The sequence below is a fragment of the Streptomyces sp. WMMB 714 genome (assembly GCF_900090125.1).
GTDB lineage: Bacteria > Actinomycetota > Actinomycetes > Streptomycetales > Streptomycetaceae > Streptomyces > Streptomyces daqingensis.
The window spans coordinates 354,886-378,291 of sequence record NZ_FMHJ01000006.1 but is presented as its reverse complement, the minus strand read 5'-3'; the positions used below and the strand labels follow the sequence as shown (position 1 = coordinate 378,291).

Annotated in this window: 22 protein-coding genes; 10 read left to right on the top strand and 12 right to left on the bottom strand. The window is 70.6% G+C overall.

Annotated features, from left to right (window positions below; genetic code table 11):
- The first annotated feature begins 10 nt into the window (after window positions 1-10).
- Both H181DRAFT_RS13740 and H181DRAFT_RS13735 read left to right on the top strand, forming a co-directional pair.
- Complete coding sequence (locus tag H181DRAFT_RS13740; RefSeq protein ID WP_078895734.1) at window positions 11-865, top strand: helix-turn-helix domain-containing protein; 855 nt, start codon at window positions 11-13, stop codon at window positions 863-865.
- A complete protein-coding gene (locus H181DRAFT_RS13735) occupies window positions 862-1,074 on the top strand; it encodes a DUF397 domain-containing protein (RefSeq protein WP_107068754.1) in 213 nt (70 codons plus the stop codon). Before H181DRAFT_RS13740 ends, H181DRAFT_RS13735 begins: the two co-directional genes overlap by 4 nt.
- Before the next feature lie 192 nt (window positions 1,075-1,266).
- Here the strand turns inward: H181DRAFT_RS13735 and H181DRAFT_RS13730 are convergent, their stop codons facing one another.
- The 7 genes from H181DRAFT_RS13730 to H181DRAFT_RS28830 all read right to left on the bottom strand — a co-directional run bounded on the left by H181DRAFT_RS13730 (window position 1,267) and on the right by H181DRAFT_RS28830 (window position 10,355).
- Complete coding sequence (locus tag H181DRAFT_RS13730) at window positions 1,267-2,622, bottom strand: M14 family metallopeptidase (RefSeq protein ID WP_045864658.1); 1,356 nt, start codon at window positions 2,620-2,622, stop codon at window positions 1,267-1,269.
- A gap of 205 nt (window positions 2,623-2,827) precedes the next feature.
- A complete protein-coding gene (locus H181DRAFT_RS13725; protein ID WP_107068760.1) occupies window positions 2,828-4,033 on the bottom strand; it encodes a S8 family peptidase in 1,206 nt (401 codons plus the stop codon).
- A 389-nt stretch (window positions 4,034-4,422) separates the two neighbouring features.
- On the bottom strand, window positions 4,423-5,733 hold the full coding sequence (locus H181DRAFT_RS13720) for a tetratricopeptide repeat protein (RefSeq protein WP_045864656.1): 1,311 nt from the start codon (window positions 5,731-5,733) through the stop codon (window positions 4,423-4,425).
- A 183-nt stretch (window positions 5,734-5,916) separates the two neighbouring features.
- The gene (locus tag H181DRAFT_RS13715) at window positions 5,917-7,353 is read right to left on the bottom strand and encodes an outer membrane protein assembly factor BamB family protein (protein ID WP_158715437.1); all 1,437 of its coding nucleotides are present in this window, start codon (window positions 7,351-7,353) and stop codon (window positions 5,917-5,919) included.
- Window positions 7,354-7,661: 308 nt separating this feature from the next.
- On the bottom strand, window positions 7,662-7,916 hold the full coding sequence (locus H181DRAFT_RS13710) for a DUF6332 family protein (protein ID WP_175439760.1): 255 nt from the start codon (window positions 7,914-7,916) through the stop codon (window positions 7,662-7,664).
- A 936-nt stretch (window positions 7,917-8,852) separates the two neighbouring features.
- Window positions 8,853-9,380 (bottom strand): hypothetical protein, encoded by a 528-nt coding sequence (locus tag H181DRAFT_RS13705; RefSeq protein ID WP_045864654.1) that lies wholly within the window; start codon window positions 9,378-9,380, stop codon window positions 8,853-8,855.
- A gap of 66 nt (window positions 9,381-9,446) precedes the next feature.
- The gene (locus H181DRAFT_RS28830) at window positions 9,447-10,355 is read right to left on the bottom strand and encodes a hypothetical protein (protein ID WP_052708580.1); all 909 of its coding nucleotides are present in this window, start codon (window positions 10,353-10,355) and stop codon (window positions 9,447-9,449) included.
- A gap of 260 nt (window positions 10,356-10,615) precedes the next feature.
- Between H181DRAFT_RS28830 and H181DRAFT_RS13695 the strand changes: the two genes are divergently transcribed.
- Window positions 10,616-11,038, top strand: a complete 423-nt coding sequence (locus tag H181DRAFT_RS13695) for a PaaI family thioesterase (RefSeq protein ID WP_045864653.1) — start codon at window positions 10,616-10,618, stop codon at window positions 11,036-11,038.
- 53 nt (window positions 11,039-11,091) lie between these two features.
- On the opposite strand, the gene H181DRAFT_RS13690 is transcribed toward H181DRAFT_RS13695, so the two are convergent.
- A complete protein-coding gene (locus H181DRAFT_RS13690; protein WP_045864652.1) occupies window positions 11,092-11,538 on the bottom strand; it encodes a PaaI family thioesterase in 447 nt (148 codons plus the stop codon).
- Window positions 11,539-11,576: 38 nt separating this feature from the next.
- Window positions 11,577-12,245, bottom strand: a complete 669-nt coding sequence (locus tag H181DRAFT_RS13685) for a DUF2238 domain-containing protein (RefSeq protein WP_045864651.1) — start codon at window positions 12,243-12,245, stop codon at window positions 11,577-11,579.
- A 258-nt stretch (window positions 12,246-12,503) separates the two neighbouring features.
- Between H181DRAFT_RS13685 and H181DRAFT_RS13680 the strand changes: the two genes are divergently transcribed.
- Complete coding sequence (locus H181DRAFT_RS13680; RefSeq protein ID WP_045864650.1) at window positions 12,504-13,499, top strand: hypothetical protein; 996 nt, start codon at window positions 12,504-12,506, stop codon at window positions 13,497-13,499.
- A 105-nt stretch (window positions 13,500-13,604) separates the two neighbouring features.
- Window positions 13,605-14,429 carry a sugar nucleotide-binding protein gene (locus H181DRAFT_RS13675; protein ID WP_045864649.1) on the top strand — a complete coding sequence of 275 codons (825 nt, stop codon included), beginning with the start codon at window positions 13,605-13,607 and terminating at the stop codon, window positions 14,427-14,429.
- Window positions 14,430-14,503: 74 nt separating this feature from the next.
- On the opposite strand, the gene H181DRAFT_RS13670 is transcribed toward H181DRAFT_RS13675, so the two are convergent.
- On the bottom strand, window positions 14,504-15,001 hold the full coding sequence (locus H181DRAFT_RS13670) for a hypothetical protein (protein WP_045864648.1): 498 nt from the start codon (window positions 14,999-15,001) through the stop codon (window positions 14,504-14,506).
- A gap of 582 nt (window positions 15,002-15,583) precedes the next feature.
- On the opposite strand from H181DRAFT_RS13670, the gene H181DRAFT_RS13665 reads away from it, so the two are divergent.
- Both H181DRAFT_RS13665 and H181DRAFT_RS13660 read left to right on the top strand, forming a co-directional pair.
- Window positions 15,584-17,047, top strand: a complete 1,464-nt coding sequence (locus H181DRAFT_RS13665) for an amino acid permease (RefSeq protein ID WP_045864647.1) — start codon at window positions 15,584-15,586, stop codon at window positions 17,045-17,047.
- A gap of 253 nt (window positions 17,048-17,300) precedes the next feature.
- Window positions 17,301-17,720, top strand: a complete 420-nt coding sequence (locus tag H181DRAFT_RS13660; protein ID WP_045864646.1) for a PPOX class F420-dependent oxidoreductase — start codon at window positions 17,301-17,303, stop codon at window positions 17,718-17,720.
- A 57-nt stretch (window positions 17,721-17,777) separates the two neighbouring features.
- Here the strand turns inward: H181DRAFT_RS13660 and H181DRAFT_RS13655 are convergent, their stop codons facing one another.
- A complete protein-coding gene (locus tag H181DRAFT_RS13655; RefSeq protein WP_045864645.1) occupies window positions 17,778-18,677 on the bottom strand; it encodes an LLM class F420-dependent oxidoreductase in 900 nt (299 codons plus the stop codon).
- Between the two features lie 170 nt (window positions 18,678-18,847).
- Window positions 18,848-19,558: a GntR family transcriptional regulator gene (locus tag H181DRAFT_RS13650; RefSeq protein WP_074467849.1), complete on the bottom strand. Its 711-nt coding sequence runs from the start codon at window positions 19,556-19,558 to the stop codon at window positions 18,848-18,850.
- A 121-nt stretch (window positions 19,559-19,679) separates the two neighbouring features.
- Here H181DRAFT_RS13650 and H181DRAFT_RS13645 point away from each other — a divergent pair, with 121 nt between their 5' ends.
- The 3 genes from H181DRAFT_RS13645 to H181DRAFT_RS13635 all read left to right on the top strand — a co-directional run bounded on the left by H181DRAFT_RS13645 (window position 19,680) and on the right by H181DRAFT_RS13635 (window position 23,344).
- Entirely contained in the window at window positions 19,680-21,143 is a 1,464-nt protein-coding gene (locus H181DRAFT_RS13645; RefSeq protein WP_045864643.1) for an Nramp family divalent metal transporter, read from the top strand.
- On the top strand, window positions 21,140-21,604 hold the full coding sequence (locus H181DRAFT_RS13640) for a hypothetical protein (RefSeq protein ID WP_045864642.1): 465 nt from the start codon (window positions 21,140-21,142) through the stop codon (window positions 21,602-21,604). The genes H181DRAFT_RS13645 and H181DRAFT_RS13640 overlap by 4 nt, the downstream gene beginning before the upstream one ends.
- Window positions 21,605-21,871: 267 nt before the next feature.
- Window positions 21,872-23,344, top strand: a complete 1,473-nt coding sequence (locus tag H181DRAFT_RS13635) for an APC family permease (protein ID WP_045864641.1) — start codon at window positions 21,872-21,874, stop codon at window positions 23,342-23,344.
- The last annotated feature ends 62 nt before the right edge of the window (window positions 23,345-23,406 follow it).

Sequence of the window (23,406 nt, the reverse complement as noted above, 5' to 3'; positions counted from 1 at the left end):
GGGGGCGGTGATGGCGCAGGAGGAGCGCGGGCCCGGGGCCGAGGCCGGGATAGGGCCGGAGGACGATCCCGGTAGAGGTGTGCTGGTCGCTTTCGGGCGGCAGTTGAAGCTGCTGCGTGTCCAAGCGGGCCTGGACAGGCCGGAGTTCGGCAAGCGGACGGGTTACGCGCCGCAGTCGGTCGCCTCCTTCGAGCAAGGACGGCGCATTCCGCCTGCGCGTTTCATCGACTCCGCCGACGAAGCGTTGGGAGCCGGGGGAGTGCTGAGGGCGCTCAAGGACGAGGTCGCTCGTGCTCAATACCCGGCGTTCTTCCGGGACATGGCGCGGCTGGAGGCCGAGGCGATCGGTCTCTCCGTGTACGCGAACCACGCGGTGCCGGGGCTCCTTCAGACCGCCGAGTACGCGGGGGCGGTCTTCCGGATGCAACGGCCGTTGCTGGAGGACGAGGTCATCGAGCAGCGACTGGCCGCACGGATGGCCCGTCAGGAGATCTTCACCCGTAGGCCCGCCCCACTGCTGAGTTTCGTCGTCGAGGAAGTGGTGCTCCGAAAACCGATCGGCGGCCGTGACGTCCTGCGGGGACAGCTGGAGCGGATTCTGCTGGCGGGGCGGAACCGCAACGTGGAGATCCAGGTGATGCCCACCGACCGTGAGGATCACGCCGCGATGGACGGGCCCTTCACGGTGATCGAGACCTCGGACGGCAAGCGGCTCGCGTACACGGAGGTACAGGGGGACAGCCGGATGCACACAGGCCACCGAATGGTCCACAAACTGGGCTCGCGCTATAGCATCTTGAGGTCACAGGCGCTCACTCCGTGTGAGTCCCTGGCCTTCGTCGAGGATCTGCTGGGAGTGGGATGAGCATCGGGACAGTTGAGTCGGCTCTTCCGGAGTCGGCATGGTTCAAGAGCAGCTACAGCGGTGGTGAGGGCGGTGAGTGCGTGGAGGTCGCGGCAGCCGGTGGCGCCGTGCACGTGCGGGACTCGAAGACGGCTGCCGGTCCCGTCCTCACTGTCGGGCCCGAGGCATGGGCGGGGTTCCTCGGGATGGCCGTCGAGCGGCTCGGCTGATCCCGTCCGGGAATCACAGCCGGAGCCATAGCCGGAGCCGGAACTGCTTACGCCGCGGTGGCGGGCCGGGGCACGTGAGGGTTCGTGTCCCGGCCCGCCTGTACCGGCAAGCGCGGTGCGAACGGGTGGGAGGCGGTGGGCAGTTCGCCGTTACTGCTCGTCCCGCCTCCCGCCCGTGCCGGGCGCTGGGGTTCAGGCGCCCGAGCAGTACTCCGCTTCCTTGCCGATGGACCGGTACATGCAGTCGGAGTTCTCGATGAGCTGGAGCACCGCGTCGCGGTTGCGGTCGGTCTCCCGCTCGATGACGTCGTCGGGCGGGTAGAAGCCGCCTTCGAAGATGCTCGTCGGATACATCTCGTAGGTGTAGGCGAAGATCTTCTGGTCGCCCCACAGCCAGTCGTCGATCGAGCCGTCGGTGATGTAGAGGTCGCTGGACTGCTCGGGGGTGTAGCCGTTGCTGGCGGCCATCTTCTCGCCCACGGCGGCGAAGGCGTCGCGGTCGTCCTGCGTGAGGCCCTCGGCGGTGTCGTCGGTGGTGTATCCGTAGGGCCAGAGCACCAGTTCGCTGTAGGTGTGGAAGTCGATGGCAGCCTTGATCTGCTGCTTGCCGCCGACCACACGGGAGCGCACGAAGTCGGCGACGACCTGCACCTCCGGTGCCGACGCGGCGGACGGTCCCCGGTAGGTCTCCGAGCTGGGGCTGCTCGAAGAGCCGCCGCAGCAGCCCCACTTGTAGTCCCAGTTGCGGTTCAGGTCCGTGCCGACGGCGCCCGACGCGGGCTGGCGGTTCTTGCGCCAGCTGCGGTAGGAGCCGGACTCGATGTCGTACTCGCCGCCGTCCGGGTTGAGGTCGGGGACGATCCAGATCTCCCGGCCGTTCACGGCCTCCGCGATCCGGGAGTCCGTCGCGTAGTCCTCGCCGAACTCGCGCATCAGGTACAGCGCCATCTCGACGGTCAGGTGCTCGCGGGCGTGCTGGTGGTGTGTGAAGAGGACTTCGGGCTCGTCCTCGTCCGTCGCGACGTTGTCGCTGATCTTGACGGCGATGATGTCCCGGCCCTCGTGCGACTTGCCGATGACCTGCTTGCTCATGATCGACGGGTTCGCCGCGACGCGCTGGTCGATCTCCTCCATCGCCTCGGCGTAGTTGTGGTAGCCGGAGTCCTCGGGCGGGAAGTCCCCGGCCTTGCGGGCCTTGCCGCCGGTGCGTGCCGGAGGGCCGTCGAGCTTCTTCAGCGAGTATCCGAGCTTCCGCAGCTCGCGGGTCTGCGCCGGGTCGGCGCTGACGACGACCGAGTGGTCGTGGACCTCGTCCAGGGAGACCCCGGTGGACGCGAGCGCCGTGCGGTCCGCGGGGGCCGACGGCCCGTGGATCTCGTACTGCCGCACGGACTCGTCGGAGGTCGCGGAGGACGGCCGGTCCGGCGAAGAGGCGGTGGCGTCGACGGCGGCGGTGAGCGGCGCCGCGAGCGCCAGCGCCAGCAGGGCGGCGACGGTGGTGGACCGTTTTCGGTTCAGGTTCAGGTTCAGGTTCGGACGAAGTCGCATGGCAACTCCTGGATCGGGAGCAGGGGGGTCCCCGGGGCGCGGACGGGGGCCCGCGCCCCGGGTCTGGCGTTGCGGGGCGTCGTGCGTGGTGCGGGGTGCGCCGTGCGTCGTCCCGGCCCGGCGGGCAGGGCCGTGGCCGCGCCGCCGAGCCGGGACCGGTCCGGCGGGTGAGGGGTGAAGTGCCCCTCACCAGCCGGGTGCTGGGTCAGAACAGGCTGTGGAGGAGCTTGTTCGGGGAGCCGGTCATCGGGTCCTGCACCTTGTCGCTCGTGGCGTTGGCCACGAGGGCGTCACTCACCTCGGCGGGGGTCGCCTCGGGGTGGTCGGCCAGGTAGAGGGCGGCGACACCGGCGGCGTGCGGAGAGGCCATCGAGGTGCCGCTGATGGTGTTGGTGGCCGAGTCGTCCGTCATCCAGGACGAGGTGATGTCCACGCCGGGGGCGAACAGGTCCACGCACGTCCCGTAGTTGGAGAAGGAGGCGCGGGTGTCGGTGTTGTCGGTGGCGCCGACGGTGATCGCCTCGGGCACCCGCGCGGGGCTGGCGTTGCAGGCCTCCTGCGGGTTGCCGAAGATGTCGCCGTTGCCGGCGGCGAGTGCGTAAGTGACGCCGGAGGCGATGGAGTTGCTCACGGCCGCGTCGAGGGTGTCGCTGACGCCGCCGCCCAGGCTCATGTTGGCGACAGCGGGCTTCGCGGCGTTGGCGGTGACCCAGTCGACGCCCGCGACGACACCGGAGACGCTGCCGGAGCCGCTGCAGCTGAGGACGCGGACGCCGATGACCGAGGCCTCCTTGGCCACGCCGTAGGTGCCGCCGGCCGCCGTTCCGGCGACGTGCGTGCCGTGGCCGTTGCAGTCGTTGCCGTTCTGGCCGTCGCCGACGGTGTCGGTGCCGACGGACGCCCGTCCGCCGAACTCGCTGTGCGAGACGCGCACTCCGGTGTCGATGACGTACACGCTGACGCCGGACGCCGTGGTGTTGTAGGTGTACGAGGAGTCCAGCGGCAGGTCCCGCTGGTCGATCCTGTCGAGCCCCCACGTGGCGTCGGCCTGGGTCTCGTTGAGCGAGACCTTCGAGTCCTGCTCCACGCGGGCGACTCGCGGGTCGGCCGCCAGCTTCCGCGCTTCGCTCTCCGTCATCTTCGCGGCGAAGCCGTTGAGCGCCTCCCGGTAGACGCGGGTGACGTCGGCGCCGTTGCTGCGGGCGAGGTCAGCCGCGGCGGAGCGGGGCGATTCGGCACCGTCCTCGAGGGTGACGATCCAGCTGCCCGATATCGCTGTGTCAGCGGGGGCGAGCCGGACCTCGGCGGAGGGGGGTGTCGCGCTGTGTGCCGGGGAGCCGGCGAGCTGCATGCCCGTGAGCAGCAGCGCGGCGGGCACGAGGGCGCTCAGACGGCGGGTCGTGGATCTCATGTAGTGCACCAGACCTTTCCTGGACCGGATCTCGGACGCTCATGGACCGAACGGCGTGCCACACCGGCGCAGGGCGCGGTGGGGCGCGCGGACGTGCGACTGGGTCAGGTGGTACACGGGGCAACTGGAACTGCTTCCGGTCGAGTTGGCCCGGTCCGCCGTAGGACTCGGACTCCGCCGCTCCTCCGGGGTGGGGTTCGGGAGCACGGGCCGGTGGGGCGCGCCGGGGTTGTCAACAGGAGTTATGGAAGCTGTTACCCTGCTGCTGAGAAGTGTGCGTGGCCCCGGGTGTGGCGTCAAGAGCCTTGTGCGGCAAGGCATTTGACGGGAATTTGACGGTGGCCGGACGGCGCTGCGGCTCGGTTCGAGTCCGTAGGCCGCGGGTGTCGCTACACCCCTTCGAGCGCGGAAAGGCCGCGCCGGTAGACCTCCGCGGCGTCCGCCGTACGCCCGGCGCGCAGAAGCTGGTCCCCGAGCAGCCGGCAGGTGCCGATGGCCTCGAGCGTGGCGCCGACCAGCAGGTAGCGGTCGATGGCGGAACGGAACAGGGCCTCGGCGGCGGCGTTGTCGCCCCGGTCCACCGCGATCCGCGCCTCGATGCGGTCGAGTTCGGCGGCCTGCTCGGGGTCCTGACGTCCCGCCGCCACCTCCCGGCATTCGCCGACGAGTTCGGCGGCCTCCGCCGGACGCCCCAACTTGCGTACGACTTCGGCCAGTTCAGCTGTCGTGTTGATCCTGCGCTGCACGGCGCCGGTCCCGCTCAGGATGTCCCGCGCCTCACGGAGCTGCTCCTCGGCCTCGGCGAGACGGCCCCGCCGCGCGGTGAGATAGCCGTGCGCGAAACGGCACATGCCCACCTCGGTGCGCAGCCGGAGATGCTCGTACAGGGCCGTGGCGCGCACGATCGTCTGCTCCGCCTCGTCGTACCTGCCCTGCGCCACGAGGACCCGGTTGATGTGGTAGTAGCCCTGGGCCAGGACGTCCGACGTGCTCACGTCCGGCGCCCTCCGCAGGGCGGCGTCGGCCACGGCACCGGCCCGGCCCAGGTCCCCCCGCTCCACATGGGGGAGCCCGCACGCGGCCAGCAGGGCGAACTCCGCCGTCGGCTGCGACGTCCGTACGGCCTCACGCAGATGGTCCTCGGCGACGGACAGAGCGTCCTCTATCAGCCCGTTCGCGAACAGCGCCCAGACCCGCCCCATCAGTGCGGGCAGCCGCTCGGCCAGCGGCCGGTCGTGCAGCAGCGCGCCCGCCTCGTCGAACAGCGCGGCCCCGGCGGCGGGATCCCCGCCGTGGCGGGCGACGAGCCCCAGCCCGTGGCGGCCGAGCGCCCGCAGCGCCCGGTCCCCGTGCCGCGCCGCCTCCGCGCTGAGCGCCTCGTAGACGGCGGCCGCCCGTTCCGTGTCGCCCTCGGACAGGACGACGCGTGCCTCGGCGGCCTCGGCCAGCAACGCGCGGCGGCGGCCCGGAGGATAGCCGAAACAGAGATCTTCGAGGTCCGTGCCGAGCCGGGCCGCGAAGTAGGCCGCCGCGGCCGGGGAAGGGGTGCGCTTGCCTCCCTCGATCGAGGACACGTACGCCCTCGTGAACCGGTCGCCCGCCAAGTCCGTTTGCGTCAGGCCCCGTTGGACGCGCAACTCCAGCATCCGCGAGCCGATCCCCGCCACGTCGGCGTCGGGAGGAAACGAGGCGTCGGGCATGCGGGTCACTGTAAGCCCACAGGTGACACGGCATCAGTGCGTCGGACAACTTCGGATCAAGCGCGGAGCGTGGGAACTTGCGCCTGCTCCGCGGGTCCACGGGTACGTGCCCGCCCGGGCGGGAGGCGCGGGGGAGAAGGGGGCGATCGCTGCCGCTCGTCCCCCCGTGCTCCCCGTTCCCGCCTATCCCGCTCCGAAGACGGCACTCACGTACTTCTGGTGCGGGTCCGGGGACTTCGGGACCGCACCCTGCTGAAGGAACAACCTGCCGTCCTCGTAGAGGATCCGGGCCTCTCGCGGGCGCACGAACGCGGACTCCAGGGCCGCACCGGCCTTCGGGTTGCGCAGGAGGACCTCCTGCTTCTTACCGTGCGCGGCCGGATCGATCGCGACGACCTCACCGCCCGAGCCCGGGGCCGGCAGCCTGTAGGCGATGAGTTCACCGTCCTCCATGCGCAGGGGGACGATCACACGGTGCTTCCCGGCACCCGACTTCCACGCGAGCTTCCCTGTGCGGAGATCGAAGGCGGTGATCTCGTTCTGCGCGCCGTCGCCGTCGCCCTGCGCCAAGGACGGCACGTACAGGAAGTCGTCGTCGACGACCGAGGCGGGACAGGACTCGGCATAGAGCTGGCAGGGGTCGAGAACGTACTTCTCCTTGCCCAGGGAGATCGTGGTGAGCTTGCCGTCCTCTCCGACCGACATCACGTCGGTCCGCACACCGGTGCCGGGATCGGTGTCGACCGCGACGACCACGGGATCGCTCGACACGACCTGGCCGGTCTCCGCGTCGCCGGGAAGCTTCGACTCCCAACTCGACGTGCCTGTCCCGGGGTTCAGCTTCCGCACTCGGAGATCGTCGGAGTAGCCGCACTTGACGACAACCGTCAGCACCTCCCCGCCCGAGAGGTCCTCGTTCGTGCAGTCGCCCTCGTCGTCCAGATCGTGCTTCCACAGCGGAGAGCCGCCGGAGAGGCTGTAGGCAGCCGATCCGTATTCCCACGTGGCGGCCACGACCTCGCGGCTGACGGCCACCTCGGTCTCATAAGCCGAGGACCCGCCGCCGTTCGGCAACTCCTGCTGCCACTCCTTCTTGCCGGAGTCGACGTCGAAGACCACGAGTTGATCGCAAGCGCTGCCGGAGGACCTGCTCTCGGCCACGACCACCGCCGCCTTCCCGGAGGCGGAGGCCCGCTCGGAGGAATGGCAGATCCGACCGTCGAGGGGGAGTTCCCACTTCCGTTCGCCGCTGCCCGGATCCATACCGACGACCGTCTCGCCGGTGCCCCTCGCGTAGCTGCCGTCGGTGACCCAGGAGCCGACGACGTCCATCGAATCCGCTCCGCCGGTCACCTTCGGCGACCTGACCTTGAAGAGTGTCCTCCCCTGCCTGCCGGACTCCTCCGCGCGGGGCTTGTCCCCTTCCCGAGCCGCGCCGCCTCCGGCATCGCCGTAGATGAGGAAGAGGCCCGCGGCGACGAGGGACGCGGCGGCGCCGACCGTCGCCGTGACGGCGATCATTTTCCTGCTGCTGCTGCTGCTGCTGCCGCCGCCGCCGACGTGCGGGGTCGAGGAGCCGCCGTCGCTCGACGGCTGGGCGGGTGGCGAAGATCGAGACATGTGGTTTCCCCGTCGACGGACTGACCTGAATGGGACCGGGCTTCGCCGAGGCGGCGAACGATTCGCCTGGGCGGCCCGAGTGGAGCGGCGTCCGTACGCCATCCTTCTCTGACGCCGACCGCCCCACACCCTGGCATCGTTCATGAACACGGTGGCGGCCATGACCCCTCGTCCGCCGTGGCGCCATCTCCGGAACCATCCTCCTTGAGCGGTCACCACTCATCCGGCACCAGCCGCTGATCATCCGGCACGAGCCGCTGAACGACCGCCGTGCCGGCAAGCTGCCGGCTGAAGGGGAGTTCCCTCCGTCAACTGCCCTTTCGGCGCTGCTCGTCGAACCGACGCAGCACCCGTACCAGGCGCCACACTCCGGCAGCCGCTCCGAGCAGCGCACCTGCCACCGACACGCCCTTGTCCGCCGGACCGGACACGCCGAGTGCCCATGCGAGAGCCAGGGCGGCGACGAAGACCACTGCGGCCAGGGCGACAGCGGTCACCAGGGCGAAAACGATCTCCACCGTCATCGCGTCCTTGTCCCACCGCGACTCACGCCCCATGTCCATGCTGCAAGTCTCACACCACGGTCAAGGCAGGGGCGTCCGGGCTCGGACGACGGGTTCAACTACCGGGGAGTGACCGCCGGTTGAGGTGGTTTCCGGGACGCCCAGCCGGCGTGCTCGGGCCGGTTTCCTCGAGCCGGGTGCTGGTGCGCTCAGCGGTAGTCGGCCAGGCCGTCCGCAAGTTCTCCCCAAAGCGGGCACCTCTTCTATTTGGCCGCTCTCACCCTCTGGTTGGCCGAAATCGAGCCCTGAGCTGGGACTCCCCTTCTCGTTGCGATACTGGTCGGCCATGTCGATACGAGGGGAACACTCCAAGCGGAGACGGCATCGGGCGACTCACGCAGTCGTGCCGGTGGAAGAACAGCCGCCACTTGTTCACCAAGCCTTGGCTTGGCTGCGCAGCTGGCCGAGTCGACCCCGCCCACCGCTCAGGGCTGGGGACTTCTTCCCCCATACAGGCCGGATGTTCCTCCCGGTCTATTTCGACTTCTTTCTGCTCTGGGGCGGCGGATGAGTGCTCTTTGGTGAAGGCTGGACCTTCCGCCTCGGCGGCTTCCTTGCACTGCTCGGAGGGGCTGTTCTGACTACGCTGATCGTCCTCTACATACGACGACCGCCGACGTCACGTCGCCGCTAACGATCTACACCATCAACGGATCCGCGACAGGGCCTTGTCGGGGTGAGCTGCGTGAATGTACCTCGGCCGTGATGACGAGCGGTACTCGCGGGATCTGCCAGATCCCAGAGACCTCGCCCTCGCGCAGGACGCCTCGAACGTCGAACCCTGACCTGTTGACATGGGTTGATCACTTGTCGACGCGCCTGTGGGAGCCCGTGCTTACTCCAGGTACGCGGACCGGGGGGCCGCCGGGTCGGGCCGCGCCGCACGGCCTCCGGAAGACTTTCCTCCCCGTGCGGTGACCGACGCCGGGGCCGGTCTCAGCGGCAGAGTGCTTCGAAGTCCTGGACGAAGGACGGGAACTCGGCCCGGGCGCCCTCGATGATCTCGCCGGCGGGCCTGCGCGGGGTGCTTGCACGGCGCTCGGCGATCTCGGTCAGGCGTGCGTCGGGGCGCCCTTCGCGGCTCCCGAACTGGACGGCCTCCATCGGTCCGACGCCGTCGGCCAGGACCCAGAGGAAGTCGGAGAGGTTGCCCGCCACCACGCCGAGAGCGCCCTCCGAACCCATGAACACCACGGGCTGATCGGACAGGCTCCGGCCCGGCCGCGCCAGCCAGAGGGCGGCGAGCCCACCGGTGCCGTCCTGCCCGAAGACGCGGTAGGCGCTGCCGTCGGCCGTGCGGTCGCCCGTCCAGTCGCGGACCCAGCCGGTCGTCTCCTCGGCGGATTCGAAGGTGCTGTAGGGCTCGAAGTCGATGCCGTCACCGTCGGCGTAGTCGAACTCGACGCGTGCCACGTCGGCGAGGGCGGGAGGAAGGCAGCGGTCGTCCGTGCTTGTTCCGGTCACCCACGCAGAGTAGGCCGTGCCACCGACATCGCCCGGGCGCGATGCCCAACGCGACGAGCAGCGGCGTCAGTTCACGCGTTCGTAGGTGACGAGAACCTTGTCCCGGTAGCCGCCACCGCCAGTGCTCTCCACCGGCGTGGTCAGACGCAACGTGCCTCCCTTCAACTCGTAGTTCTTCGGGGAGCTGTGTTCGGGCGGGCAGAACGCGTCGGGGTCCTTCCCCCTGACCTCGTCCATGTCGAGGGGCAGTTGCACGACGTCCGCGATCGCCTCCACCTGACCGCGGGCTTCGCACTCGCCGTCGGACGTGGTGATGACGACACGCGGGGGCTTGTCCCCGCCCTGCTCGAAGGTGACCTGATGGCTGCCGTCCGTCGCGCGCCAGGTGCCGACGAAGGATTTCGGCACGCCGTCCCAGACGGTCCTCTTGTCGAATCCGCCGTCCGGAGTCCACAGCAACGTCTGCGTCCCGTCGTGCCACTTGTCGACGAAGCGCACGCCGCCGTCGAGGAACCGGGCCCGGGGCCAGCCGTCCGTGCCTTCCGTGACATCGCTCTCCCATTGGGACAGGTCGCCTTCGGAGACGACGGCGACCGACCAGTCCGGGGGCTGGTCCTCCCGGCAGGCGTGCCCGAAGTCGGCGATCGCCGCGACCGTGTCCCCGCGTGCCCGGAGCTTGATGCCCCGGCACGGCCCCGCCTTCGTGCGGTGGATCGTCCTGGGGGTGGTCCATCTGCCCTTCGTGGACCGTTGGTGCCGCTCGGTCAGTCCCTTCCCCGGCCGGTAGCGCATCTCGACCCAGCGGCCGTCCGCGAGTTGGATGACGGACCGGTCGTCGTTGCTCTCGATCCGCCGGGAGTCGCTCTTCAGCTCCTTCGCGTTCTCGACCGCCTCCAGCGGCCCGGCGCACCCGGCTCCGGCCGTCGCGACCAGCAGTGCGGGGACGCAGAGCGTGAGGGCGCTTCTGAATCTCATGCCGGGTTCCTCCGTGCCGTCGAGGGCTGGACTCCGTGTCCACTTCACTGCACGGACCGGATGTACCAGGGAGCCGGTTCCCACTCGCCGGTGACGATGCGGTGACCGCTCCGCCGGCGTCGAGGCCTGACACCGGCGTCACACCTCCACCGACCGGCGGCACGTCGGCCGGAACACGACGGTGGCTCGTGCGCCCGCCGGCAACTCCTGGCATAGTGCGCCGAGTTGCTTCCGCACGACACCGGCCGAGGAGGACATCGATGACGGACGAGGCGAACGGAGCAGCCGGCGGTCCGACGCCCGCAGCGCTGCTGGCCTCGATGCCCTTCGCCACGCGGCTCGGCATGACGCTGGAGACGGCGGGCGCGGAGGAGTCGGTGGGCACGCTGGCGTGGTCGGAGGACCTGTGCACCGTCGGGGGCGTGCTGCACGGCGGAGCGCTGATGTCGCTGGCGGACGCGGTCGGCGCGGTGTGTGCGTTCCTGAACCTGCCGACGGGTGCCGGAACGACGACGGTGGAGTCGAAGACGAACTTCCTGCGCGGCGTCCGCTCCGGAGTGGTGACGGCCACGTCCCGCCCGCTGCACGTGGGCGGCACGCTCATCGTCGTCCAGACCCGGCTCACGGACAGCGAGGACCGCCTCGTGGGCCATACGACCCAGAGCCAGCTCGTCGTCAAGTAGAGGAAGAATGACGGAAGTCGCGCCGCGCCTACGGGCGTGCGCCGGGGTCTGTCTCAGACGGACGACGCCGCGTCGGCCAGAGCGATGACGCGTGCCGTGGCCGACGCGGTGGCGACCGTCGTCCCGTCGCAGTCGGCGAGTGACGCCTCAAGGAACGCCAAGTCGCCTTCCCTGCGTGTCACTTGACCGCTCCCCACGAACCGGCCGGGCCGCGCGGGGCGCCAGAAGGCGACCTTCAGCTCCAGTGTCGACTGGAACTGGCCGGGTTCGAGCGTCGCGAGCAGCGCCGGCCCCACCGTGTCGTAGAGCATCGCCGAGAGGAACGCGCCCAGGACGTTGCCCACGGGGTTGGTGAAGTCCTCGGTGGCGGTGAACGCCACCTCGATCGTGCCCCGTTCGGGGTCCGCGTCGATGAACTCGAAGCCGAGTGCGGCCGCCGCGCGGGGCAGCGGTGCGCGCCCCGTGATCCCGTCCCAGAAGGGGCCCGTCCGCTCCGGCATCGTCCGTCCTCGCTGCTCGTCGTGGTGCCTACTCCGTCCTAACCGCCGGACGTGCCGGGACGTTGCGCCTCGAGGGCGCCGAGCTGCCGGTCGTGGACCCTGCCGAGGAGCAGCAGCGCCGTGGTGGCGCCGACGAGGGCGAGGAACATGTCCCACTGCGTGTCCCACACATCGCCCTGGGTGGCGAGGAAGTCGTCTGCGCCGGAGCCCCCGACGACCGCCGCCCACCACTCGATCATCTCGAAGAACGCGCTGAACGCCAGGCATCCGCAGACCGTCAGCGGGGCGAGCCAGCGGCTGCCGCGCAGGGGCGAACGGCGCACCAGGATCTCTCTCAGCAGGATCGCGGGGACGAACCCCTGCACGAAGTGGCCTATCCGGTCGTAGGGGTTGCGCGCCAGGCCGAACCCGTCCTTCAGCCACTCGCCCAACGGGACGCGTGCGTACGTGTAATGGCCGCCGAGGCTGAGGATCAACGCGTGCAGCGCGAGGAGCACGCACAGCAACGTGGTGAAGGGGAAGCGGCGGCCCGCGTAGACGGCCAGAGGTACGCCGAGGACGACCCAGAAGGTCTCCATCAGCCACGTGGCGCGGTCATGGGGCGCTATGCCGGAGACGATCAGGGCGACCGTTACCGCCACCACCAGCAGGGCCGGAAGCGACACGGAAGTACCCGAAGTACGAGGCGTGGTCGGCGTGGAGGACATCGACACCATTCCGGGGCGGGGTCGTGGGCGTCGGCAGCGGGCAAGGGCCGTCGGGGCGCGGTCGGCCGGCTGCCCAGGCTTCCCGGCTTCCCCCGGGGGTGGCTGCTTCCGCGGCCGTATGCGGTTCCCGTCAGCCCGTCAGCCCGTCCGTCAGCCGGTGGGCCGGCCGGCCGAATCTACCCCGGGGCGGGGGAGCGTGAGCCGGGAAGTACGCTTTCGTGAGCGTTGGCACAGGGGGAGCGCGAGGGGGGATCAGCCATGAGGCAAGTCGACAGGATGCTGCGCGAGATGTCCGGCGCGCACACGGTGCAGGTCGTCGACAGGTGGGGCTCCACCAAGAAGCTGGCCCGACTGGTGCTGGTCGCCGAGCAGTTCGGCTTCATGTACGGGGACACGCACCAGACCGGCGGCCGGGCGCCCAAGACGGTACTGACGCTGCACCGCGACCCGAACCCCGAGGCCCAGCGCCGCGCGGCTGACAGCGCGGCGCGCTACCCGCAGGCCCTCAACGGCGGCGACCTCCCCGGCATGCAGCCGGGTCCCAAGCTCACGCCGGTGCCCGAGGCCCACCCTCACCTGGAGCTGCTCAAGGCGCGGGTCACGTACGACCTCACCGGGAAGAACGCCGAGAAGCGCGTGCTCATGGGCGCGATCGGACTGACAGCGGGATTCGCCTTCCTGCTGGTCCGCAACCTCGCGTCGGACAGGACGGCCGTCGGCCCCGTCGTGGGCTGGGGCTTCTTCATGCTGATCATCGCCTGCGGGTTCCTGTGGACCCGGAGGAGGCACAAGCGGTCGGCGGACGTGCTGCGGCAGGCCGGGCTCGTCCCCGTGCAGGACGGGCAGGGGCGCACCCGGTACCTGCCTCCCGGCGCTCAACTCCCCGGCTCGCACAATCCGTTCGCCCATCAGGCCACCGGCGCCCCGCCGCAGCAGGGCGCGCCCGGACCGTACGGCCACCCCGGCGCCGGGCAGGCTCCCGGTCCCGTGGCCGCCTCGCCGGGCCAGCAGCAACCGCCCGGCCCGCAGCAGCACCCGTACGCGCAGCAGGGCCCCTATCCCCAGCAGAGCCCGTACGGCGGCCCCGGCCAGCAGCCGCCCTGGCCGCAGCAGCCAGGCCCCTATCAGCCGCAGCCGGGCCCCCAGCAGGCACAGCCCGGTCCCTACCAGGGACAGCCCGGCCAGGCGCCGTCCCCCTACGGCCCTCCGCAACCGCCGGCGGGCAGCCCGTACCAGCACGGGAAGGGAAGCTAGCCCGGCTCCCCGGGACTTCGTCGCCCCCGCAGTCACGGCGTCCGGTGGTGCGGGCCACCGTCCAGGTCCGGCCGGACACGCGACCGGACCCCCTCGGAGGACGTCATGAAGCTCCTGGTCGTAGGAGGCAGCGGGTACTTGGGGAGCGAGCTGGTACGTCAGTCGGCGGCCGCGGGCTGGGACACTGCCGCTACGTACCGGTCCCGTGCGTGTGACGTCCCCGGAGTGGCCTGGCACCGGCTCGACATCCGCGTCCCCGGACAGGTGGACGACGTGATCGGGGCGGCCGCACCCGATGTGGTGATCAACGCGACCAGCGGATACAGCGATTGGGCTGTCACCGCCGACGGTGCGATCCGTGTGGCGATGTCCGCGGTGCGGCAGGGCCGCCGGCTGGTCCATGTCTCCAGCGACGCCGTGTTCTCGGGTGCGCGAACCCACTACGACGAGTCCTGCCTGCCCGACCCGGTCACCCCCTACGGCGCGGCCAAGGCCGCCGCCGAGACCGCGGTGCGGCTGCTGGCGCCGGAGGCCGCCGTCGCCCGGACCTCACTGATCGTCGGGGACGGCCTGTCTGTGCACGAGCGTCTGGTCCATGCCCTGGCGGCAGACCCGCGTGACGGCGTCCTGTTCACCGACGACGTCCGCTGCCCGGTGCACGTCGCCGATCTCGCCGCCGCCTTGCGGGAGCTCGCGGCTTCCGGCAAGGCGGGGATGTTCCACCTCGCCGGAACAGACGCCGTCAGCCGTCACCAGCTCGGCCTTCTCATCGCACGCCGGGACGGACTCGACCCCGCCCGGCTGCCTGCCGGACGCCGGGCCCGCAGCGGCCCGCCCGGTGCGCTGGACGTCCGTCTCGAAGGGGCCGCGACGCGGAGCCGACTGCGCTCCCGGCTGCGCGGAGTCCGGGAGTTCCTGGACGCTGGGTGAGGCGAGGCCGGTCGCGCGGGACCGTGGGCCGACCGGCCGCAACCCGTATCGGCGCGGGAAGCAAGCCAACCCGGTTACGCCGGCTCCCCGTTCTCCGCCAGCTTCCGCAGGGTGAGCAGCTGGCGGCGCATCATGAACAGGTCGCCCCAGGCCAGGACGCGGCGGCGCAGCCGTCCGGGGAGCCCGCCCTCGTCGCCCGGGACGAGTTTCACCACGAGTCTCGTGGTGCCGGGATCTCCTTCGGTGACGGCGTAGGTGAGGGTGAGCGGCCCGAACATCCGCAGCGCCCGGTCGTCGTCCAGGACGAGGGTCAGGTGGTCGTCCACGGCGAAGTCCGCGAGCCGGAAGATGGTCATCACCCGCTGGCCCTGCTCCAGGTGCTCCGCGCCGGGTGTGAGCCGGCGCGGGCTCCGGCGCCCGAGGTTGTCGAGCAGGTCGTAGCTGTACGGGGCGACTTTCAGCTGGCAGAGCCAGCGGAAGACGGACGGGCGGCCGGCGGCCACCGTGACGGCGCGGAACCATGCCTCGCCCGGCCCGCCTGAGAGGCCGTCGCACGGGTAGCTCCGCTCCATCTCGTTCCGGCGGGCTCCCCAGAGCCGCGGGATCCGTGCCGGCGTCCTCCGGTCACCGTCTCCGCCGCCGTTTCGCATACGGAAAGCGTCGAGCAGAACACGCTGCGAGTCAACAGTTGGGGGAGAGGGGCGGGTACCGAGGGTGGCGGAGGGAATGCCGGGGGTGATGTTTCCGCTTCGGCTTCCGCTCGAATTCACGTGAAGCGAGTGGGGTTCCGCGCCGTTTACCTCAGATTTCCCTCAACTCGACTTCGGCTCGAACCTCAACGCCACCTCAAGTATTCAATCCCTTCCTTAATCCATTCTCAAATCGGGGTAATGGCGGGCTCAACGGTCCGGGGATGATTGAACCTCCGTGCCGAGTTTGGGCCCTTCTATCCGTGAAGTCGGTCACATACCCCCCGTGCGGACGCGTCCGGGCGGCGTGATAGATGTTCACGATCTCCTGCACGGTGACGTTCCAGCCGTGCCGGAGCCCCAGTGCTGGCGGATCGCCAACCAGCACCTCCATTCATTCCCGGGAGTACCGGATCCGGCCCCGCCGAAAAGGTGCGGCCGGACGTGGAGAAAGGCACGGACGCAATGGTCTCGGTGGAAACCAGTCGGCCCGACGACGTCGGCAGGGCCGCAGGAAACGGACCCGACGAGGAATACGAGCGCGGGCTGGGTCCGCGCCAGGTCCAGATGATCGCGATCGGCGGCGCCATCGGGGTCGGCCTGTTCATGGGGGCAGGGGCGAACATCGCCAAGGCGGGTCCCAGCATCATCCTGATGTACGCGCTGGCGGGCTGCGTCGTCTTCCTCATCATGCGCGCCCTCGGCGAACTGCTCCTCTACCGGCCGGTGACCGGAAGTTTCGCGGAGTACGCGCGGGAATTCCTCGGCCCGTTCTTCGGATTCGCGACGGGCTGGACCTACTGGCTTCTCTGGGTCGTCACCGGCATGGCGGAGCTGACCGCGGCCGCCATCTACATCCATTTCTGGTTCCCCGCGATCCCGCAATGGATCAGCGCGCTGGCGTTCCTGGTGGTGCTCTTCGGGGTCAACCTCATCTCGGTGAAGATTTTCGGCGAGGTCGAGTTCTGGTTCTCGATGATCAAGGTGACCGCCATCATCGGCATGATCGTGATCGGTCTGGGCGTACTGACCCTCGGTTTCTCGGAGGTCGGTGACAGCGCGTCGACGGCCAACCTCTACGCGCACGACGGGTTCTTCCCGAACGGAATCGGCTCCAGCCTGATGACGCTTCAGGGCGTCATGTTCGCCTACCTCGCCGTCGAACTCGTCGGCGTGACGGCCGGTGAGTCCGAGAATCCGGAGAAGACGCTTCCCAAGGCGATCAACACTCTTCCCTGGCGGATCATCTTCTTCTACGTGGGTGCCCTGACGGTCATTCTCGCCGTCGTGAAGTGGACGGAATTCTCCGAAGGCGAATCCCCCTTCGTGAAGGCCTTCTCGGAGATGGGTATCCCGCTCGCGGCGGGAATCGTCAACTTCGTCGTGCTGACGGCGGCCCTCTCGTCCTGCAACTCCGGCATGTACTCGACGGGCCGCATGCTGCGCGACCTGGCGTCCAACAGCCAGGCGCCGAAGGTCTTCGAGCGGCTCAACTCCCGCAAGTCGCCCGCCATCGGCATCACGGCCTCGGCCGCGCTGATGGGCATCGGCGTCGTGCTCAACTACCTGGTTCCGGAGAAGGCGTTCGGCTACGTGACCTCCGTGGCGACGGCGGCGGGCATCTGGACCTGGATGATGATCCTCTGCAGCCACATCCGGTACCGCGTGGCGCTGAAGGCGGGACGTCTGCCGCGCTCCCCGTTCCCGGCGCCGGGCGGCGCCGTGGCGAGCACCGGGGCCCTGCTCTTCCTGCTCCTGGTGACGGGCCTGATCGCCTACGACTCGGAGGCGCGGATCTCCCTGTACGTCGGCGCCGTCTGGGCCGTCTTCCTGCTGGGCGGCTGGTTCAAGGTGCGCGACAGCGGCGGCGGAGCGGCGCCGCAGAGGCAGAAGGACGCCGCGCCGGAGAGCGCCTCCGTCCCCGAGTAGCCGGCGGTACGACCCGCCCGGGAGTGCGGCCCGCCGGAGCGGCTCGCGATCCCGCGAAGGAGACGGACCGTGACGCCCCAGGGGTGTCACGGTCCGTTCGCGTTCTCCGCCGTCCGCCGTCCGCCGCTGCCGTCCTCCCGCCGCCTTGAACGGCCTGCCGCCGGGTACGCGTGGCGGATCGGTCCGCAGAACCTGCCCGGGAACGCCCGTCGAGCCGCGTGGCGCCGGGCGATGACACCCAGAGGAGCGCCGCATGTCGAAACCCCCGCTTCCGGACAAGGCCGTCGCCATGCTGGAGAAGGCCAATCCGGCCGTGATCACGACGTTGCGCCCGGACGGCCAGCCGGTGTCGACGGCCACCTGGTACCTGTGGGACGGCGGGCGGGTCCTGGTCAACATGGACGAGGGCCGCAAGCGGCTCCAGCACATGCGGGACGACTCCCGCGTGACGCTCACCGTCCTCGACGAGTCGTCCTGGTACACGCACATCAGCATCGTCGGCCGGGTCGCCGAGATCCGGGAGGACGAGGGCCTCGCCGACATCGACCGGCTGGCGCGGCAGTACCTGGGGCAGCAGTACCCGCAGCGCGACCGCCGCCGCTTCAGCGCCTGGGTCGAGATCGACCGGTGGCACGGCTGGGGCACCCTGAAGGACAACACCCAGCCGGGGTGACCCGCCGAGGTCGCGCGGGGACCGCCGTCCGTGCGGGGGCCGGCGGTCCCACGCCCCTCACAGCGGCAGCGCCGAAGCGAGAGCGCGCCATTCGGCCAGCGGCAGCGCCTGCGGGGTCTCGGCGGTGACCACCTGCAGCGCCACGTGGTCCGCACCGGCCGCAAGGAACGCCTCGACGCGCTTCCGCACGGCATCGGTGTCGCCCAGGGCGTAGACCGCGTCCAGAAGCCGGTCGCTGCCGCCTCCCGCGAAGTCCTCCTCGGTGAAGCCCAGCCTCAGCAAGCTGCTGCGGTAGTTGGCAAGGCGGAGATACCTCTCCAGGTACGCGCGGGCGACGGTGCGGGCACGGCTCAGGTCCGTCTCCAGTACGACCTTCAACTCGGGGGCGAGGAGGGCGCCGGGCCCGAGAGCGGCACGTGCCCGCGCGGTGTGCTCCTCCGTCACCAGGTACGGCAGCGCGCCCAGCGCACGCTCCCGCGCCAGCCCCAGCATCCTCGGGCCGAGCGCGGCGAGGGCGCGCCCCGACGCGGGCACGGGCCGCGGGGCGGCGTCCAGAGCGTCCAGGTAGGAGCGCATCGCCGAGTACGGACGCCGCCGCAGCTCCTCCTTCGCCCGCGGGTCGGTGACCGCCTCCGCGTGGCTGACGCCCAGGCCCAGCACGAAGCGCCCGCCGTGCTCCGCGTCGAGCCCGGCGTGGCCGGCGGCGACGTCGCGCGCCTCGTGCTGCCAGATGCTGAGGATGCTCGTGCCGACGGTGATGCGGGAGGTCGCCGCGAGCAGCGGCTCGACCTGGTCCAGTCCGGGACTCCCGCCGACCCACAGCGACCCGTACCCCAACTCCTCGATTTCTGCCGCGACTTGGGTGATCTCCGCGCGCCTGGACGGGTCCGTGGAGCCCAGCGCGGTGTTCCAGAGGCCGATCCGGCCGAACCGTTCGGAATGCTCGCTCGATGTCATACCGGGTGAGCGGCGGGGGTTGGGGCGGTATTCCGGTCGTCGGCCGGCTTCCCCCGGACGGCCTCCCGTGGTGCGCCTCCCGTACGCCCGCCTCCGCACGCCCGCCTCCGAACGTCGCGTCGGCACGCGCGCCCTGACGCCCCGTCATCGCGACGGGCGGGCGGGCCCGTTCAGCCGCCGGGCTCCTCCGAGACGCCGCGCAGCCGCCCGTAGTACGCCGTCTCCAAGTGGGTGCGCATCGCCGCTTCGGCGGCTTCCGCATCGGACTTGAGGACGGCGTCCGTGATGGCCCGGTGCTCCTCCAGCGTCTGCTGCCCGATGCCGCGGTCGTAGTAGAGCCGGAAGATGTGGAGGTGGCAGTGCGTGCGCTCGAACGCGAGACGGACCTGTGCGCTGCCCGCCAACTCGGCGACCAGCACGTGGAATCGGGTGTCGTGCGCGGTCAGCGCCTTGTAGGCGTCGTACGTGGCGTCGCTGGGGGTGGCGCAGGACTCCATCTCCTCCCGCAGCCGCTCCCTGCCGGCGGCGTCCGCCCGTTCGGCTGCGCGCGCGGCCGCCCACGGCTCGATGAGGAGCCGGAACTGGTAGAGATCGGCGAGCTGTTCGCGGTCCAGCAGGGGTGTCGTCCGGTAGCCGCGCAGCGGTTCCTTCACCACCAGCGCCGCCGACTCCAGCCGGGCGAGGGCCTCGCGTACGGGCGTGGGCGAGACGCCGAGCCGCCGGGCGAGGCCGTCGATCGAGACGCGGGCGCCGGGTTCGATGGCGTGGTCCATGATCAGCGTCTTGATGGCCTCGTGGACGTCGTCGGCCAGCATCGGCCGCCGTGGCAGGGGAGTTGGCGGTGCGTCGGCGTTGGCGGTGCCCGTCTGAGGCCGGTCCATTGCTCCCCCTGCGACTGCTGATACCGAAAACGAGGCTGTCCAGCCCCTTGACGTGCGAGCTCATGCGCTCGAATATGCGTACGGCCTACCGGAAGTATCCTATAGGATATGCGGGACTGACATGAGTACAGAAGAATCCGGCCGCATCGAGGACACCGCGCTGCGGCTGCCGGAACCGCCGACAGGGCTGCGGCAACGGCGGGTCACCGTCGTCACGGCCCTGAAGTACTTCGGCCCCGGGGCGATCATCGCCTCGCTGACCATCGGCAGCGGCGAATCGATCCTCGCCTCCCGCGAGGGAGCGGTCTTCGGCTACGCCGTGCTGTGGGCGGTGGTGGTCGGCTCGATCGCCAAGGGCGCCCTCGTCTACGCGTCGAACCGTCACATCACCCTGACCGGCGAGCACCCCATGGCGAGATTCGCCAAGGTGCTTCCGGGGCCGCGCGGCTGGTTCCCCGTGCTGCTCGCGCTGATCTGCCTCATGTCCTTCCCGGGCTGGGCGAGCGGGGTCGCCGTCGCGCTCGGCGACTTCCTGGAATCCATGGGAGCGGGCGACGCGACATACTTCGCGGCCGGCCTGCTGCTCTTCGCCGGGGTGCTGTCGTGGGTCGGCGGCTACACGGTGCTGGAGAGGGTGCAGGTCGCCATCGCGGGCATGATGGTGGTGCTCGTCCTCGTCGCGGTCTTCGTCGCGCAGCCCGACTGGCTCGGCGTGCTCGGCGGTCTGGTGCCCGGCGACTTCGACTACGCCCCGTTCGTCGCCGACAAGTACCCCGACATCGTGGGCACTTCGGTCTGGGTCGAGCTGGTGGTCTTCATGGGCGGCCTCGGCGGCGGCATGTACGACTACATCGGATACACCGGCATGCTGCGCGAGAAGAAGTGGGGCATGCTCGGGCACCGCGAGATCGACGCGATCGGCGACCGGCTCGCCGCGATGGAACCCCGCGACCGCCTCCCGCTCTCCACGGAGCCCCAGGAAGTGCAGAAGGCGCGCGCCTGGAGCCGCGCCCCGCTGTTCGACATGCTCGCGGCCTTCCTCGCCCTGGGCATCATCGCGGCCGCGTTCATGATCAACGGTGCGGCGATCCTCGGCGAGAAGCAGCAGGTGCCCGAGGGCAACGACGTACTGACCCACCAGTCGCAGTTCCTGGCCTCGGTGGCACCGGTGTTCGAGTACTTCTACATCGTCGCCATCGTGATGGTGCTCTTCGGCACGATCTACGCGGTGTGGGAGGCGTACTCCTGGACCACGTACGAGAGCTTGGCGGCCGTCTCCAAGAAGGTCCGCGTCCGCGGTCAGCGGGGCATCCGGCCCTTCGTGTACGGGTGGACCGGCATCGGCGCGCTGCTGATGATCGCCTCCGGGGCGAGCTTCGTCGACCTGATCACGCCGGCGTCCATCGTGGGCGGCGTGTTCGCGTGCGGCATCTACGGCGCGGGGCTCCTGTACGTCGACAAGGTCAACATGCCGCGCGAGTACCGGATGGCCACACTGCTGCGCGTCCTGGTCGCCGCCGGCTCGGTCTTCCTCACGGTGTGCGGCGTGATCGCGATGCTCTCCTACGCGGGGGTCGTCTCGTGAGCGGGCGGCTGCACTGGCGCTACGCCGTCCTCGGCGCGGGGTTCCTCGCGCTGGCAGCCGTGCGGACGGCGCAGGGCGCGACCGTCTGGGGCGTGGTCTTCTTCGCCGCGGCCGCCGCCAACGCCTGGCTGGCCGTGCACGAGGGCAGGACCCGGACGGAGTCCGCGGGTCCCGACGGGGCGGAGTTCGCGGGCCCCGACGGGGCGGCGCATCCGCAGACCGGCGGCGTGCCGCGTGCCGACGCCGCTCAGGCCGAGCGCTCCCTGGAGGGCTACCGGACCTCGCGCGGACAGTGGAAGGCGCTCGCCGCCGGCTGCCTCGCCGTCGGGGCGGGACTGCTGCTGGTCGAGCCCCCGCTCGCCGTCTTCGCCGGCGGCGCCGCGCTGTTCGCGGTGCAGCGCGCCCGCCGGGCGGGCCACGCGGTCGCGACGCTGCGGCGCGCCCGGCTCGTACGGGAGTAGCACCCGGCCCGACGGGCCGAGACAAGCCGCCCGGGCGGCACCCGGCGGCTCACCGGAAGGTGCGAGCGACGTCACGGGCATCATCCGGCCCCGACTGGGCAGACGGGCGTGCGGCAGCGCGGGCGACACCCGCGCCGCCGCACGGCTGCGGGCTCCGTGAAGCGAGCGGTGACCGGCGGCCTTGCGGACGCCCGGGCGGCGTCCGCGCCAGCACGCTCCGCGTGAACCGAACAGCGCCGGAAATCCGGGCAGAGTGAGAAAGCGCCGATGAACCTGTTGCGAAAGATGCCGGTCGACGACGTACTGGACCGGAGTCGGCAGAACACGCTGAAACGCACCCTGTCGGCCACGTCGCTGGCCGGTTTCGGCGTCGGAGTGATCATCGGGACCGGCATCTTCACGCTGGTGGGCGTGGAGGCCAAGCAGCACGCCGGTCCGGCCGTCGTCGTCTCCTTCGTCATCGCCGGCGCCGTCGCGGCGCTCGCGGCGCTGTGCTACGCCGAACTGGCCTCCGCCGTCCCCACGGCGGGCAGCGCCTACACCTACGCGTTCGCCACGCTCGGCGAACTCTTCGCCTGGATCATCGGCTGGGACCTGCTGCTGGAGTTCGCCCTCGGGGCCGCCGTCGTCTCCCGGAGCTGGTCCGGCTACGTGGCCAACCTCCTTGACCTGCCCCCGGAATGGTTCGGCGAACAGGCCACGGTGAACATCGGGGCGATCTTCATCATCGCCGTTCTCACCGTGGTGGCGGTCACCGGCATCCGCGGCTCCTCGCGCGTGACCAACGCGCTCGTCGTCATCAAGGTCTCGGTGTGCGTCCTGATCGTCGTCGCGGGACTCTTCTTCGTGCGCGGCGCCAACCTCGACCCCTTCGTCCCGCCGGCCGAGCCCGCCGAGAGCGGCGCCTCCATCGTCGACCAGCCGCTGATCCAGGCGGTCGCGGGACTGGAGCAGTCGGTCTTCGGCATCGGCGGCGTGCTCACCGCGGCGGCCGTCGTCTTCTTCGCCTACACCGGCTTCGAGGCGCTCGCCAACCTCGGCGAGGAGACGAAGAACCCGAAGCGCGACCTGCCGCGCGGCCTGCTCGGCAGCCTCGCCGTCTGCACCGTCCTGTACGTCGCCGTCTCCTTCGTGCTCAACGCGATGGTCGACTACCGGGAGATCGACGAGGGCGCGCCCATCTCCGCCGCGTTCCAGTCGGCCGGCGCCCCCTGGGTGGGCGTGCTCGTCGGGCTGGGCGCTATCAGCGGGCTGACGTCCGTGATGATGGTCGAGCTCGTCACCCTCGGACGCATCGGCTTCGCGATGGGCCGCGACGGCCTGCTGCCCCGGCGGCTCTCCGAGGTCCACCCCCGCTGGGGCACCCCGCACCGCGTGACGATCGCGATCTCCGTCCTGATCATGGTCCTGGCAGGGTTCGTCCCGATCACCGAACTCGCCGACATGGTCAGCATCGGCGCGCTGTCCGGCTTCCTCATCGTCGCCCTGGCGGTGCCGCTGCTGCGCCGCAAGCGGCCCGAGCTGGAGCGGCCCTTCCGGGTTCCGCTGTCGCCGTGGCTGCCGATCGTCACCGCGCTCGCCTGCCTCTACCTGATGTCCAACCTGGACGTGTTCACATGGCTGCGTTTCGCGGCATGGCTGGTCCTGGGCCTGGCGATCTACCTCTTCTACGGGCGGCGGCACTCCGTCCTGGCCGGACGGGGCAAGGACAAGGGGGAGGCAGGCAAGACCGCCGACTAGGGTCTCCCGGGCCGCATCCGCACCACACGGCTCCGCAACGGGCCGCCGACGCACCGCACCCT

Bases quoted from the DNA above. Each gene is read 5' to 3' on its own strand.
- H181DRAFT_RS13740 (WP_078895734.1), top strand. From the start codon at position 11: ATGGCGCAGGAGGAGCGCGGGCCCGGGGCCGAGGCCGGGATAGGGCCG.
- H181DRAFT_RS13735 (WP_107068754.1), top strand. From the start codon at position 862: ATGAGCATCGGGACAGTTGAGTCGGCTCTTCCGGAGTCGGCATGGTTC.
- H181DRAFT_RS13730 (WP_045864658.1), bottom strand. From the start codon at position 2,622: ATGCGACTTCGTCCGAACCTGAACCTGAACCTGAACCGAAAACGGTCC.
- H181DRAFT_RS13725 (WP_107068760.1), bottom strand. From the start codon at position 4,033: ATGAGATCCACGACCCGCCGTCTGAGCGCCCTCGTGCCCGCCGCGCTG.
- H181DRAFT_RS13720 (WP_045864656.1), bottom strand. From the start codon at position 5,733: ATGCCCGACGCCTCGTTTCCTCCCGACGCCGACGTGGCGGGGATCGGC.
- H181DRAFT_RS13715 (WP_158715437.1), bottom strand. From the start codon at position 7,353: ATGTCTCGATCTTCGCCACCCGCCCAGCCGTCGAGCGACGGCGGCTCC.
- H181DRAFT_RS13710 (WP_175439760.1), bottom strand. From the start codon at position 7,916: ATGGACATGGGGCGTGAGTCGCGGTGGGACAAGGACGCGATGACGGTG.
- H181DRAFT_RS28830 (WP_052708580.1), bottom strand. From the start codon at position 10,355: ATGAGATTCAGAAGCGCCCTCACGCTCTGCGTCCCCGCACTGCTGGTC.
- H181DRAFT_RS13695 (WP_045864653.1), top strand. From the start codon at position 10,616: ATGACGGACGAGGCGAACGGAGCAGCCGGCGGTCCGACGCCCGCAGCG.
- H181DRAFT_RS13690 (WP_045864652.1), bottom strand. From the start codon at position 11,538: ATGCCGGAGCGGACGGGCCCCTTCTGGGACGGGATCACGGGGCGCGCA.
- H181DRAFT_RS13685 (WP_045864651.1), bottom strand. From the start codon at position 12,245: ATGTCCTCCACGCCGACCACGCCTCGTACTTCGGGTACTTCCGTGTCG.
- H181DRAFT_RS13680 (WP_045864650.1), top strand. From the start codon at position 12,504: ATGAGGCAAGTCGACAGGATGCTGCGCGAGATGTCCGGCGCGCACACG.
- H181DRAFT_RS13675 (WP_045864649.1), top strand. From the start codon at position 13,605: ATGAAGCTCCTGGTCGTAGGAGGCAGCGGGTACTTGGGGAGCGAGCTG.
- H181DRAFT_RS13670 (WP_045864648.1), bottom strand. From the start codon at position 15,001: ATGGAGCGGAGCTACCCGTGCGACGGCCTCTCAGGCGGGCCGGGCGAG.
- H181DRAFT_RS13665 (WP_045864647.1), top strand. From the start codon at position 15,584: ATGGTCTCGGTGGAAACCAGTCGGCCCGACGACGTCGGCAGGGCCGCA.
- H181DRAFT_RS13660 (WP_045864646.1), top strand. From the start codon at position 17,301: ATGTCGAAACCCCCGCTTCCGGACAAGGCCGTCGCCATGCTGGAGAAG.
- H181DRAFT_RS13655 (WP_045864645.1), bottom strand. From the start codon at position 18,677: ATGACATCGAGCGAGCATTCCGAACGGTTCGGCCGGATCGGCCTCTGG.
- H181DRAFT_RS13650 (WP_074467849.1), bottom strand. From the start codon at position 19,558: ATGGACCGGCCTCAGACGGGCACCGCCAACGCCGACGCACCGCCAACT.
- H181DRAFT_RS13645 (WP_045864643.1), top strand. From the start codon at position 19,680: ATGAGTACAGAAGAATCCGGCCGCATCGAGGACACCGCGCTGCGGCTG.
- H181DRAFT_RS13635 (WP_045864641.1), top strand. From the start codon at position 21,872: ATGAACCTGTTGCGAAAGATGCCGGTCGACGACGTACTGGACCGGAGT.